Raw genomic sequence first — 12,462 nt, 5'->3', positions numbered from 1 at the left:
TTAGACTTTAATATCAGCGTCCCGGAGGTAACTATTTAAGGTAAGAGGATGGATGAATCAAAAGAAAATCCTAGTGAACATGAGTCGGTTAATTCGTTAGATAAGGAATTCGCCTTAGCACTCGATCTTAGCTATCAGGCAGGCGAGCTTGTACAAAAAATTCGCACGAATGGATTTCAAGTTTATAACAAAGGTCCCCATTTAGGATTAGTCACGGACGCAGACAAAGCGGCTAGTAAATTTATTGTAGAAAAATTAACGCATGCTTTTCCCGATGATATTATCATTTCTGAAGAGGAACCTCTGCCTCAAAAAAACTCTGCAGCAAAGAGAATATGGTTTATCGATCCTATTGACGGAACAAAAGATTTTGTTACAGGAAGTCGTGAATGGTCAATTATGCTCGGCCTTGCCATCAATGGTACTTCACATCTGGGAATTGTTTATCAACCCGATGCGAATGAACTTTACTATGCCATCAAAAGCAAGGGAGCATGTCACATTCGTTCTCAAAAAACCACCCCTATTAGAACCCGTTCCATTTCCGATCCTACAAAGGCAATTTTAATTCAGTCTCGTAATCACTGGAGCTCTAAAGCCCAGCAAATAGCGAAACAATTTGGTATTAATAAAACATTCCAATATGGTTCAATAGGACTCAAACTTGGAAAAATAGCTACAGGTGAAGCTGATCTTTATTTCAATTTCTCAGGACACTGTCATCTGTGGGATCTCTGTGGTCCTCAAATTATTCTTCAGGAGGCTGGAGGTAAAGTGCTTCTTTCCTCAGGAAAGCCTATTATTTACTCTCAAGGTGAGACAATCATTAAAGATAGTTTTTTAGCTGCAAATAAGGCATTAGCCGATAAAATTTATCCTGTTTTAAAACAAGGAATTTAGCATGGATATTAAGCTTTTTGCACTTGATGGCTCACTGGAATGGGGTAAAAAAATAGCCACTCATTTAAACCTTTTTGAGCTATCTTCTCATGAAGAAAAAGAATTTGAGGATGGAGAACATAATGTCCGCCCTCTTGACAATGTAAGAGGCCGAGAAGTTTTTATAGTTCAATCGTTGTTCAGTGATAATTCCCAGAGTATCAATGACAAACTTTGCCGACTCTTATTTTTTATTGGCGCACTTAAAGATGCCTCTGCCAAACAAATAACAGTTGTCGCGCCCTATTTTGCCTATGCTCGCAAAGATCGCCGGACTCAACCGAGAGATTCCTTAACGTTAAGATACGTAGCGCAATTACTTGAAACCATTGGCACAGACAGGGTTCTTACTTTAGATATTCATAACTTGGCTGCTTTCCAAAACGCTTTCCGAATTCCAACCGAACATTTGGAAGGACGCGTACTATTTGCACCTTACTTGGCAAGCATAATAAAGGATGAGGAAATAACTATTCTCTCGCCTGATGCCGGTGGTATTAAACGAGCAGAGCATTTAAGAGATACCCTCTCACGACTTCTTCATCGCGAAATTGGCAAAGCTGTGCTGGATAAAGAAAGAAACCTGGAGATTGTTAGCAGTAGTCAAGAAATCATTGGTGAAATCCAACACAAAGTTGTTGTTATTATTGATGATATTATCAGCACAGGTAACACCATTAAGCTTGCCATTGATGCACTACATAAAAAAGGGGTCAAACGAATTTTTGTTTGCTCCAGTCATGGCATTTTTGTAGGTCAAGCGAATGAAATTATTGCTAATCCGCAAATAGAAAAACTTATCATTACCAATAGCATTCCGCCATTTCGTTTGCAAAAAAAATTACTGAAAGAAAAAGTCATCGTCCTTGATGCTTCTTTTTTGTTTGCTCAGGCAATCAAACAAATTCATGAAAATGGCTCGATTGTAGATTTATTAAAATTTGCGCCTTGAACTACTGATATTTACTATGACTAAGGTTGGTTAATTGATATCTATAATTTTGAAACGAATTGATTATCTTTTATATAGAATCGTAATAATCTTTTAGCCCAGTGCTTGGCATAATCAACCCCAACACGTGGTCTTTTCAAGATGGTAATACGCGGCTCATCCTCTACTCCTGCAAGATAAAAATTATCACTTAGAAGATCATGACCATTTAATTGTTTATCGATTTGCATAGCTTTACATAGTAAACCAGGACCTTGCGTACGTCCTGTAACATTGCTAACAGGTTCTAATGCACGTAATAGTACGGCAGAACCATTACCCTCCTGCTCTGTAACAACATTCACACAATGATGAATACCATAAATAAGGTAAACATAAGCATAACCAGGTGGGCCAAACATCGTTTGAGTACGAGGTGTTAATCCTTTTGAAGAGTGAGCAGCGAGATCATGTTCACCTAAATAAGCTTCAACCTCAACAATTTTACCTATACGCTCATAACCATTAATGTGGTGAACTAGATATTTTCCTAATAGATCTTTAGCGACTGTAACAGTGTCTCTGTCATAAAATTCACGTGATAATTTTTGCATAGCGAAATCGTATTTTGAAAAAAAAAGTTTTTATAATGTCATCGTGGATAATTTTAAATCAAAAAAAAGTAAATATTCCAATAATCAAATAATAAGTGCATTTATATTTAGTAAAAATAAAGTTTTTTGTCTATTCTTGTAGAGTACATGATGATTAAGGGAATAAACAAAATGGCAAAAAAATCTAAATTAGAGCTTATAGTCGCTCTTGGAATAGTTGTGTTACCTTTACAAGGATTGGCCGCTGCAGCTACATCCTCATCTCCATCCCCAACAGAAATGACCAAAGATGATTGGTTAGGAAAGTTAAAAGCTGTTGCCCCTAGTGTCATCTGTCAAGGATTTTTTGAAGATGCTTCACTCAAAAAGCGTATGGAAGAATTAAAAATTGATAATGACAAATGTATGTCATTAATTCCGGCAAGCTTTGATAAATGTCAAACTCAATATTATTCAGGACTCCCTGCAACAATGAATAGAGAGAGTGCCTCTAAATGGGGACACACTATCGGCGAATGCATTGGAACGGATTTTGCGACTAAATATCTGGTTAGCACCCCTCAAGGAAGCACCAGTGCAAGTCCCACAAGCGACTCAAGCCAATCGAGTAACACAAGCTCCAGTTCTCAACCAACCGAAATACCTAAAGATCAATGGTTAAGTCAACTTAAGACACTAGCGCCAACCATGATCTGTCAAGGTTTCTTTGATGATGCTTCTCTTAAAAAGAAATTTGAGGAGCGCAATATTGATAATGCAAAATGCATTACTTTAATCCCACCAAGTTTTGATAAATGTCAAAATGAGTTTTATGCAAGCTTGCCATCAACCCTTAATACAGACAGCGCAAATACTTGGGGACATAAGATTGGAGAATGTATAGGTACAGACTTTGCTAAAAAATATTTAGTACCCTCAACTGCACCGACAACGACAACTACTACAACGACAACCCCCACTACGCCTGCTTCTTCGTCTACAACTGGTCAATAATCTTTTGGCAAAGGTTGATGCATAAAATCTTGCATCAACCTTTGCCAAATAATTCGAGTGATGCAGAAGAATTTTTGGATAGTTTCAGCGCATAATCTCAATTTGAAGTTTGCTATAGTAAGAATATCAATCTAATTTTTATAAGACTCATTATGTCTAGTCAGCCGCACAATCACCTGATCCACGAAAATAGCCCTTATTTACAACAGCATGCTTATAATCCAGTTGATTGGTATCCGTGGGGCGAAACAGCGATTACTAAAGCACAAAAAGAAAATAAACCTATTTTACTTTCCATTGGTTATGCCGCTTGTCATTGGTGTCATGTCATGGCTCACGAATCATTTGAGGATCAAGAAACAGCCGCTTTAATGAATCGACTGTTTATTAATATAAAAGTGGATAAAGAAGAACGTCCTGATTTAGACAAGGTTTATCAAACCTCTCACTATTATTTAAGTCAACAAAGTGGAGGTTGGCCACTTACGATTTTTCTAACACCGGATTTAACTCCTTTTTTTAGTGGAACATATTTTCCACCTGAAGAACGTTACCAAATGCCAAGCTTTAGAAAAGTCTTACAGATTATGGCTAATTTATACCAACACCAGAAAGAGGACATTCTAAAACAAGGAATTGAGTTAAAAAGAATTTTACAGCAGCAGAATAAAACTTTTGCATTGCAATTAAATGCTCAGCCCCTACAGCTTGCTTTAAGTGCCTTAGAACAAAATTATGATGAGCAATATGGCGGATTTGGTGGCGCGCCCAAATTTCCCCAAGCGAGTAAATTAGAGTATCTCTTAAGAAGCCCTTCACCTTTAGGTTTAGCCACCTTAAAACATATCGCCAATGGTGGTATTTATGATCAGTTGGCTGGCGGTTTTTTTCGTTATGCAGTAGATAGAAAATGGACTATTCCGCATTTTGAAAAAATGCTCTATGACAATGGCCAATTGTTAACCCTCTACGCTCTTGCCGCCAAACAAGAACCCTTTTTCAAGCAGGTTATCTCTGAAACTGCAAATTGGGTGATAACCACCATGCAATCCCCAGAAGGCGGTTACTACTCCAGTCTAGATGCCGACTCGGAAGGTGAGGAAGGTAAATTTTATCGATGGAGCAAAACTGAAATTCAAACCCTATTAACTCAAGATGAATACGATGTCATTTCTTTGCACTACGGTTTAAACAAAGCACCTAACTTTGATGCGCATTGGCATCTTTACGTTGCACAATCATTAGAAGCAACCAGTAAAAACTTAAAGGTTCCTCTAGCGAATGCACAAAAACTATTCACCTCTGCAAAAAATAAACTACTTGTGGCTCGTAACCAGCGCTCTCATCCTTTTCGAGATGAAAAAATTTTAACGTCCTGGAATGCATTGATGATTAAAGGAATGCTGCTGGCAGGCAATCATCTCCAAGACGAAAATTATATTAACTCCGCACAACAAGCGATTAATTTTATTCAAACAAAGCTTTGGAATAATCAACAGCTATTGGCAAGCTATAAAAACGGCAATGCTTATCTTCTAGCTTATTTAGACGACTATGCCTTTTTATTGGATGCATTGCTAACTTCATTAGAAGTTTCCTGGAACACGGAGCATTTACTATTCGCCACCGAAATTGCTGAGGCAGTTTTAACTTATTTTTCTGATGAAACATTCGGAGGATTCTTTTTTACTGCCGACAATCATGAAAAGTTGCTATATCGCCCCAAGCCAATGATGGATGATGCCACCCCTTCAGGAAACGGTATTTTAGTACGCGCCTTACTGATCTTGGGTCATTTATTGGATGACATGCGCTATATTAAAGCCGCTGAACAAACATTAAAATCCGCCTGGTCGTTATTGATTCGCTATCCGGCCGAACATTGTTCGTTATTATTAGGTTTACGTGATTTTTTAATCCCACCGGAAATTATTATTATTCGAGGAAAAAAAGAGACTGCTAAAATTTGGCAGAACTTAGCAAAAGGGATTAATAATTATACCTTTGCTATCCCAGGTAAAGCGCTAGTACTTCCCGAAGCACTCGAGGCTAAAAAAACACAAGGGGAATGTTGTGCTTATATTTGTCAGGGACATCAATGCTCGGAGGTTATTAAAGATATAGCCAGTTTAAATGCTTATCTTTCAAAGTAAAATAACTGTCTGTGGTGAGGTGCCTCACTCGTTTCAACTTGTAACCCTCGCATCCTCACGAGCGCCCCTCACGCTATCCCGAACGCCCTCGAGCCCTCGCCACCTGAAGCGCCCTCACGTCACCTCAAATGCCCTCACAATCCCAAGCGCCCCACGTCACCCCAAGCGCCCCGACGTCACCCCAAACACCCCCGTCACCCCAAACACCCCCGTCACCCCAAACACCCCGTCACCCCAAGCACCCCGTCATCCCGAGCACCCCGTCATCCCGAGCGTAGCGAGGGATCTCCATGCAATGCGGCTCCTTTGCCATTGACGACCCAAGAATTGATTAATGAATTGAATTCTTAATCTAATGATTTATTTCATTGCTACTTTAAGATTATGCCCGTGCCGGGAGATCCCTCGCTACGCTCGGGATGACGTGGGGGCGCTCGGGATAACGGAGAACAACGTTGGAATGGCGTAATGAAAAAAAAATTAAGCTGCCGGACAAGCCTTCCCTCTTGTATAATTTTCCTGATTTTCTTCTAATAATTCTTTCAATTTATTAGGCGAAGAATGCAAGCCTATTCGTCGCAATAATTGCACCGTTTGTTTCATGTCATAAACTTTAGCTTTTGATGCTTTTACTTTTATTGCGGCCGTGGGCTCATCTGTTGTTGCAGTTTGCAGAATTTCTTTCTTAGATTTTCCACCGAATTTGTCCTTGCCAGACTCATTTGATTCAGGAATTAATGACTTTCCTTTCAATAGAACTCGCTTCGCATAATAATATTCATGCAACTCCTGCAAACTAAAAATCATCTCTTGTTCATTCTTGTAGATATCAAGTGACTGATTTCTAGCGAGGAAAGGATTATGACACGCTGCTGGAGCAATGTTTTCACTACCAAACACTGTATTAAGTACGCCACTCATTATATAGGCTGCGTAACCTACCGCAGTCAAACCTGCAACCGCGAAAAGAATGGAGGGAATTAGCAAAGGCCCCATAAATAAAAAGGCTGCGGTAACTCCTATGCCCACTGCTAACAAAGAGACAGCAGTAAGGATGAAACTTGACTGAGTTAACAGCCAGTTTAAAAACTTTTCAAGGTCCGAGGAGTTTTCTCCCCTATGATTGTCAAGCAAAAACCAAAATACTTTATCAATTAGAAATCCTAACGTGATCCCTGATACAAATGCATTAATAAGCACAGCTGTTAACCCCAGGAATGGCATCACCATGCCGGGAATAACCATCGGCAATAAAGCAAACAATACAATCAAGGCACCTATTAATGCCAACTGAATTTTATGAGTGCTTACATAACGCCAGCAAGGAAGAATGAGATAACGATGAGGCACCAGGCCGCAATAATAGGCAATTCCACGAGCCAACGTATAAAGAAAAAAATTTCGTCGTCGGTGCTCTTCATTGTCTATGACTGTATCAATACCAATAAACTGCGTCTCGGCAAAACCGGCATAATTAAGAGCATGATCCACGAATTGATTAGGTCCTTGCTTGTCTGCAGGAGGAATAACATGAATGACATCCCAATCAGGCTTCCAAATACCAAATCGCGAAACAGGATCATTTCCTTGTTTTTGTATAATAACTTGAGGCTTATCATTTAATTCATTCCATTTATCGAGATGATTTCTAATAAACCAAGAATCATAAAGACCGGCAGGATTAAGTGCATCCACTCGAGATAGTTTATCTCCTTGATCAATTGCTAATAGCAACGATAGTGAACCTCCCAAACTGGTGCCACAACAATGAATTTTTTTAGTTTGTTTATTAAGCCAATTTAAAATTCTTGGACGTCCGCTACGATAAAGTGTATTACCAACTGTTTCAAAACCCTCTAAGTCAGTATTCACCTGCGTAATAAAACCCTGCCCAGCTGGATAAGTTGTTCCCATAAAGATGAGATGAGGTTCTGCTTCATCGTCGGCAATAGGCTCTAAACCATAGGCGAAAACTCTATCTTCATCATTGATAAATAATTTTTTAAAACCATTTGTAGGCGTCAACTCAATAGAAGTCACTTTGTAATCCACTAGCCGCCATTCCCCATTGATCCATTGCGGTACAGCCACGGATTCATAGGGATTAATATCACTATATGGAAGCAGGGTTAGACAGTTGCTAATATAAAGTTCTGCCTGTCTACGTTGTTCTATTGTTAAATTCTTATTTTCTCTTAATTGTTCATAGATATGATGAAAACCTTGCTGAAAAGCTAAACGCATGCCTTGCATCAGCTCTCTATCACGCTGAATAAATATGGCCTTCAGAGTTTTCGTTGAGATAATTTGCTGCCAATCATGCCGCCACCCCATCATTAAAATCCGCAGAGCATTTCTGGCAATAATGGCTGCATTTTCACTGGAATTATTAATTGCCGGTTCTTCAAACTCATAATTTTGAAAAAATTGGAGATTTAAACCACCAGCATAATATTCACCAGCTCTCATGGAAAAACACCTCTCTTTTTCTTGCTAAATCAGGATTTGTAATAAAGACATCTTCAGATGTGAGCAATATTTTACACATAAACACGCTCAATTAGAACAAATTAAAAACAAAAAGATTATTTTTTATTGGCTTTTGGGATTAAAAAAAGATAAAACCCAATTAGTTGCTGGTACATCTTCCGAGGTACCAGCTGAGGTTTAAACGATGACAGAAAAGCCAAACAAAATTCCATGCTGCACAGGAATGCTTGAGAAGTGCCAACTATCGCCTAATGAACTTTGACGAAACTTAGGATTACCCCCAAAAACTCCCTGGTATAAAAGATTTAAACTCGTAACCTCGGTCAGCGGATAACCAAAGCCGGCTTGTACCTCACCGGCCAACTCTGTTTTATTACTTATCCAGTCTGTCTCCATCTGCCATTGGCGATAAGCAATACCACCCTTAATCTGAGTAAATAATAAACTTTCGTTGATAGGCGTGGTATTAGCAGTAAGCAATAAATCCAGCATTGGTTTTACTGTCGTTTTTACTACTCCTCCCAAAATATCCAAGGTATTGACTGGAAGAGCTACGCGCATACGGTTACCATTTTGCACCCCTACTTCCAGCCCAAAAGCAGTCTGGGCAGTAGTTAATAACTCGGCTGCAACAGCCAAGCGACCCAAAGGTGTTTTACCATCATCATTATAAACATGTTGATATTGCCCATAGCCTAAACCTGCAATAATAGACCAACGATTACCTTGGGCTTCTTCAAGTGATATTGCTGGTAAGTAGGTTCCTGCCAAGGCATTAAATGATAGAACACACCCCAGCGCGATTAATCGCGTTTGACCTGTCATGCTCTCATCCTTTTGGTTAATTGCACAAATAAAATTCATACTACGAGACAATCTTCATTTTATACGGTATTTGTGAATCTTTTTCCAGAGGGGTAAGCAATTTTACTTGCTTTATAAATTTAGGCTACTCTTATCAAATATCGCCATTATGAGTTCTAACCAAACGTTTAGACGGCTTTAACTTTTCTTCCTAGCAATAGGTTGCCCATTCGCTGTGTGAGCGAAAATTATGTAATGATTTCTACAAGTAACTAGCGTACACTAAACATCATCAAAAACTTAATTAATTTCAATCCAATCTGGAGCTCAATATGAGAAGGACAAGGATAGCTATTGTATTCATCTTATTAACCCTGCTTGGTCTTTCAACCTGCCTAACTGCATGCTCTGAAACCACAACAAAGCCAGCTTCGGGAGACGATTATGGTGGAGGCGGTCCTGGAGGCTATGCTGGAACTGGCGGCATGGGAGGTAATGGTCGTTAGTCCTTTGCAATTGCTACATGTCAGCTGAGCTGGCATGTAGTCCATCAATCAATGGAAAAGATTAATATGGAATTACAAGGATCTTGTCACTGCCAATCTGTTCAGTTTAGTTGTCAAACCCATACCCCTTATCCTTACATGCGTTGCTATTGCTCAATTTGTCGTAAAACTGCAGGAGGTGGCGGCTATGCAATTAATATCATGGCGCTGGCTAAGAGTTTAAAAGTAAAAGGAGATGATTCTATTTCCATTTATCAAGCACGAATTACTTCAAATAATCATTCAGAAGTAAGCTCCGCACGGCGTCATTTTTGCAGACATTGTGGAAGTTGTTTATGGATTTCTGACCCTAATTGGCCTGAATTAATTCATCCCTTTGCCTCAATCATCGATACTCCATTACCAAAGGCACCACAAACTATTCATATGATGCTTGAATATGCAGCCAACTGGTGTGAAATTCCTCAGGGTACGAAAGAAATTCATTATAAGGAATATCCACCCTTGTCAATTGAAGAGTGGCATAAACAAAATAATTTGTGGGTTGAATGACGATAAGCTAATCAACGAAGCTAATCTTTATCTGCTTATCCATTGCCTTCGCAAGTCCAATAAGTTTTTTTAAACTTAAGTTACTATTTTCTGTATCTAAAAATCTATCAAGCTGTAAAAGCTTTATTTGCATTTTTTTTGCGAATTCGGCTTTGGTCAATTTATGTTGTTTAATATATTCCAAGGTCTGTTTTATAAGAGCTCGTTTGATAGTTAAAGCCTTCACTTCCACCATTAAATTTTCTTCTTCGAGAAAATCATCGAATGACGCACCAATATAATCATTCATTTTATAATCCCCCGCCTTTGAAAACATCATTCTTTCGCTCAAGGGCTATATCAAGTTCCTTTTGCGGGGTTTTGCGGCTTTTCTTAAAAAAGCCGTGAAGTAAAACCATGTTTTCTTTTTTTGTGGTAAAAAAAATTCTGGCACTTTTATTTTCCGTAACATTGGAACGAACTTCCCATAATCTGTTTTGCAAATATTTTACTTTTGGCATACCTACAGGCCAATAACATTCCACATCATGGATATCCGCACCAATAATTTTTTTATCAGCTTTACCTAATGATTTTAGCCAATCTCTAACTGGTGAGAAGCCATCTAACTTGCGATAAAAAACTGCTGTGAGAATTTTGGGTAAGCGCATAAGTTTATTTGAAAGACAAATAGGATTATCAGTATACAAGAAGGAAAATAAAAATATACCATTTTTTTAGCTATTCCTCAGTCCTTCATAGAAACTTGATCTTAAGTCAAAGAAAAGCGATCATTTTTCCTTTTTTGATCCTCAAGGAGTTGGTGTGCAACACGAAACAATGGAATATGATGTCGTCATTGTCGGTGCAGGTCCCGCTGGTTTGTCTGCAGCTATTAAGCTTAAACAGTTAGCTGCAAAAAATAATAAAGATCTAAGTGTTTGCATTCTTGAAAAAGGTGCTCAGGTAGGGGCTCATATTCTTTCCGGAGCAGTACTTGAACCAAAAAGTTTACAAGAATTATTACCTCAAAATTGGCAAGAAGCACCGCTTGATACTCCTGTTGCCCAGGACGCTTTCTATTTTCTTACCAGCAAACGAGCCTACCGACTCCCCACCCCCAGGCAAATGAAAAATCATGGAAATTATATTATTAGTTTAGGAGAGCTCTGCCAATTTCTTGCGACTCAAGCTGAAAATTTAGGCTGTGAAATATACCCAGGATTTGCAGCGACAGAAATTCTTTACAACACTCATGGCGAGGTCATTGGTGTTGCTACAGGCGATGTGGGAATTGATAAGGCGGGTAATAAAACGGCTAATTATCAACCTGGTATGCATTTGCATGCCAAACAAACGCTTTTTGCTGAGGGCTGCCGTGGGCAACTTAGCCAAAACTTAATGCGACGTTTTCATTTGCGAGACAATGTTCAGCCTCAAACCTATGGGATTGGAATTAAAGAGATATGGCAGGTAGCCCCTGAAAAGCATCAGCCAGGTACTGTTATTCATACGTTAGGTTGGCCTTTGGATAATACAACCTATGGTGGCTCATTTATTTATCATCTCTCTAAAAACCGTGTAGCTATTGGTTTTGTCGTTGGTTTAGATTATAAAAATCCTTGGCTAAATCCCTTTGGTGAATTACAGCGCTTTAAAACGCATCCGATGGTGCGCAACCTATTAGAAAATGGGGAACGTCTAGGTTATGGCGCTCGAGCTCTTAATGAAGGTGGGTGGCAATCCATTCCCAAGCTGTCTTTTCCTGGAGGTGTTCTTATTGGTGATGCCGCAGGTTTTCTTAATGTTCCCAAAATTAAAGGGATCCATGCTGCAATGAAATCAGGAATGCTTGCAGCAGAAGCTTGCTTTGAAACTCTAAGTCAAACGGAAGAACAATCCCCTGTCGAATTAAAAGCTTACCCTGAAAAAATGAAAGCTTCATGGCTCGCAAAAGAATTATATCAAGTTAGAAATATTCGCCCCGGATTTCGCTACGGCCTTTGGCTAGGGTTAGCAAATGCTGCCTTTGAAACTTATGTTACGTTTGGCAAATCACCGTGGACAATGAAGAATCATGAAGATCATACAACGCTAATACCTGCCGCAAAAGCTAAAAAAATTGACTATCCCAAGCCTGATGGCATCTTAACTTTTGACAGGTTATCTTCCGTTTATTTATCAAACACCTACCATGAAGAAAATCAACCCTCTCATTTGAAACTGCGCAATGCAAAACTTGCCATTGACGTTAATTATGAACAATACGCTTCACCAGAAACAAGGTATTGCCCTGCTGCAGTGTATGAAATTATTCAGGAAGAAGCAGGTCCAAGATTACAAATCAATGCCCAAAATTGCATTCACTGCAAAACTTGCGATATTAAAGATCCACGCCAAAATATTGTTTGGCAGGCACCTGAAGGAAGTGGTGGTCCTAATTATGTAGGGATGTAATTCTCTAGGGAACTATGTAGATATAACTAATCCCTGAAAACAGG

12 protein-coding genes are annotated in these 12,462 nt (G+C 39.1%); 7 read left to right on the top strand and 5 right to left on the bottom strand.

Features of this window, described 5'->3' with window-relative positions; all coding sequences use genetic code 11:
• Nucleotides 1-48: 48 nt before the first annotated feature.
• The gene (locus tag PXX05_RS04330) at nt 49-900 is read left to right on the top strand and encodes a 3'(2'),5'-bisphosphate nucleotidase CysQ family protein (protein ID WP_275089835.1); all 852 of its coding nucleotides are present in this window, start codon (nt 49-51) and stop codon (nt 898-900) included.
• A gap of 1 nt (nt 901) precedes the next feature.
• Entirely contained in the window at nt 902-1,891 is a 990-nt protein-coding gene (locus tag PXX05_RS04325) for a ribose-phosphate diphosphokinase (protein WP_275089834.1), read from the top strand.
• Between the two features lie 41 nt (nt 1,892-1,932).
• Here PXX05_RS04325 and PXX05_RS04320 read toward each other — a convergent pair whose 3' ends face one another.
• Nucleotides 1,933-2,484 carry a DNA-3-methyladenine glycosylase gene (locus PXX05_RS04320; RefSeq protein WP_275089833.1) on the bottom strand — a complete coding sequence of 184 codons (552 nt, stop codon included), beginning with the start codon at nt 2,482-2,484 and terminating at the stop codon, nt 1,933-1,935.
• Nucleotides 2,485-2,655: 171 nt separating this feature from the next.
• Here PXX05_RS04320 and PXX05_RS04315 point away from each other — a divergent pair, with 171 nt between their 5' ends.
• Both PXX05_RS04315 and PXX05_RS04310 read left to right on the top strand, forming a co-directional pair.
• Nucleotides 2,656-3,477, top strand: a complete 822-nt coding sequence (locus tag PXX05_RS04315; protein WP_275089832.1) for a hypothetical protein — start codon at nt 2,656-2,658, stop codon at nt 3,475-3,477.
• Between the two features lie 152 nt (nt 3,478-3,629).
• Nucleotides 3,630-5,630, top strand: coding sequence for a thioredoxin domain-containing protein (locus tag PXX05_RS04310; RefSeq protein WP_275089831.1), 2,001 nt, complete (start codon nt 3,630-3,632; stop codon nt 5,628-5,630).
• Nucleotides 5,631-6,110: 480 nt separating this feature from the next.
• Here the strand turns inward: PXX05_RS04310 and PXX05_RS04305 are convergent, their stop codons facing one another.
• Both PXX05_RS04305 and PXX05_RS04300 read right to left on the bottom strand, forming a co-directional pair.
• Nucleotides 6,111-8,099 carry a hypothetical protein gene (locus tag PXX05_RS04305; protein WP_275089830.1) on the bottom strand — a complete coding sequence of 663 codons (1,989 nt, stop codon included), beginning with the start codon at nt 8,097-8,099 and terminating at the stop codon, nt 6,111-6,113.
• Nucleotides 8,100-8,297: 198 nt separating this feature from the next.
• Nucleotides 8,298-8,945, bottom strand: a complete 648-nt coding sequence (locus PXX05_RS04300) for a hypothetical protein (RefSeq protein WP_275089829.1) — start codon at nt 8,943-8,945, stop codon at nt 8,298-8,300.
• Between the two features lie 311 nt (nt 8,946-9,256).
• Here PXX05_RS04300 and PXX05_RS04295 point away from each other — a divergent pair, with 311 nt between their 5' ends.
• Both PXX05_RS04295 and PXX05_RS04290 read left to right on the top strand, forming a co-directional pair.
• Nucleotides 9,257-9,430, top strand: a complete 174-nt coding sequence (locus PXX05_RS04295; protein WP_275089827.1) for a hypothetical protein — start codon at nt 9,257-9,259, stop codon at nt 9,428-9,430.
• A 51-nt stretch (nt 9,431-9,481) separates the two neighbouring features.
• Nucleotides 9,482-9,982 (top strand): GFA family protein, encoded by a 501-nt coding sequence (locus PXX05_RS04290; protein WP_275089826.1) that lies wholly within the window; start codon nt 9,482-9,484, stop codon nt 9,980-9,982.
• Nucleotides 9,983-9,989: 7 nt separating this feature from the next.
• On the opposite strand, the gene PXX05_RS04285 is transcribed toward PXX05_RS04290, so the two are convergent.
• A complete protein-coding gene (locus PXX05_RS04285) occupies nt 9,990-10,271 on the bottom strand; it encodes an XRE family transcriptional regulator (protein WP_275089825.1) in 282 nt (93 codons plus the stop codon).
• Nucleotide 10,272: 1 nt separating this feature from the next.
• A complete protein-coding gene (locus PXX05_RS04280) occupies nt 10,273-10,632 on the bottom strand; it encodes a type II toxin-antitoxin system RelE/ParE family toxin (RefSeq protein ID WP_275089824.1) in 360 nt (119 codons plus the stop codon).
• A 154-nt stretch (nt 10,633-10,786) separates the two neighbouring features.
• On the opposite strand from PXX05_RS04280, the gene PXX05_RS04275 reads away from it, so the two are divergent.
• A complete protein-coding gene (locus PXX05_RS04275; protein WP_420844630.1) occupies nt 10,787-12,418 on the top strand; it encodes an electron transfer flavoprotein-ubiquinone oxidoreductase in 1,632 nt (543 codons plus the stop codon).
• The last annotated feature ends 44 nt before the right edge of the window (nt 12,419-12,462 follow it).

The organism is Legionella cardiaca, from assembly GCF_029026145.1.
In the GTDB taxonomy this organism is placed as follows: domain Bacteria; phylum Pseudomonadota; class Gammaproteobacteria; order Legionellales; family Legionellaceae; genus Tatlockia; species Tatlockia cardiaca.
Note: the sequence above shows the minus strand (reverse complement) of the source record. Positions and strands in the feature narration are given on the sequence as shown.

What these genes read in the sequence shown, in the direction of transcription:
- PXX05_RS04320 (WP_275089833.1), bottom strand. Translation starts at nt 2,484, where the DNA reads ATGCAAAAATTATCACGTGAATTTTATGACAGAGACACTGTTACAGTC.
- PXX05_RS04285 (WP_275089825.1), bottom strand. Translation starts at nt 10,271, where the DNA reads ATGAATGATTATATTGGTGCGTCATTCGATGATTTTCTCGAAGAAGAA.
- PXX05_RS04330 (WP_275089835.1), top strand. Translation starts at nt 49, where the DNA reads ATGGATGAATCAAAAGAAAATCCTAGTGAACATGAGTCGGTTAATTCG.
- PXX05_RS04305 (WP_275089830.1), bottom strand. Translation starts at nt 8,099, where the DNA reads ATGAGAGCTGGTGAATATTATGCTGGTGGTTTAAATCTCCAATTTTTT.
- PXX05_RS04300 (WP_275089829.1), bottom strand. Translation starts at nt 8,945, where the DNA reads ATGACAGGTCAAACGCGATTAATCGCGCTGGGGTGTGTTCTATCATTT.
- PXX05_RS04315 (WP_275089832.1), top strand. Translation starts at nt 2,656, where the DNA reads ATGGCAAAAAAATCTAAATTAGAGCTTATAGTCGCTCTTGGAATAGTT.
- PXX05_RS04295 (WP_275089827.1), top strand. Translation starts at nt 9,257, where the DNA reads ATGAGAAGGACAAGGATAGCTATTGTATTCATCTTATTAACCCTGCTT.
- PXX05_RS04310 (WP_275089831.1), top strand. Translation starts at nt 3,630, where the DNA reads ATGTCTAGTCAGCCGCACAATCACCTGATCCACGAAAATAGCCCTTAT.
- PXX05_RS04290 (WP_275089826.1), top strand. Translation starts at nt 9,482, where the DNA reads ATGGAAAAGATTAATATGGAATTACAAGGATCTTGTCACTGCCAATCT.
- PXX05_RS04280 (WP_275089824.1), bottom strand. Translation starts at nt 10,632, where the DNA reads ATGCGCTTACCCAAAATTCTCACAGCAGTTTTTTATCGCAAGTTAGAT.
- PXX05_RS04325 (WP_275089834.1), top strand. Translation starts at nt 902, where the DNA reads ATGGATATTAAGCTTTTTGCACTTGATGGCTCACTGGAATGGGGTAAA.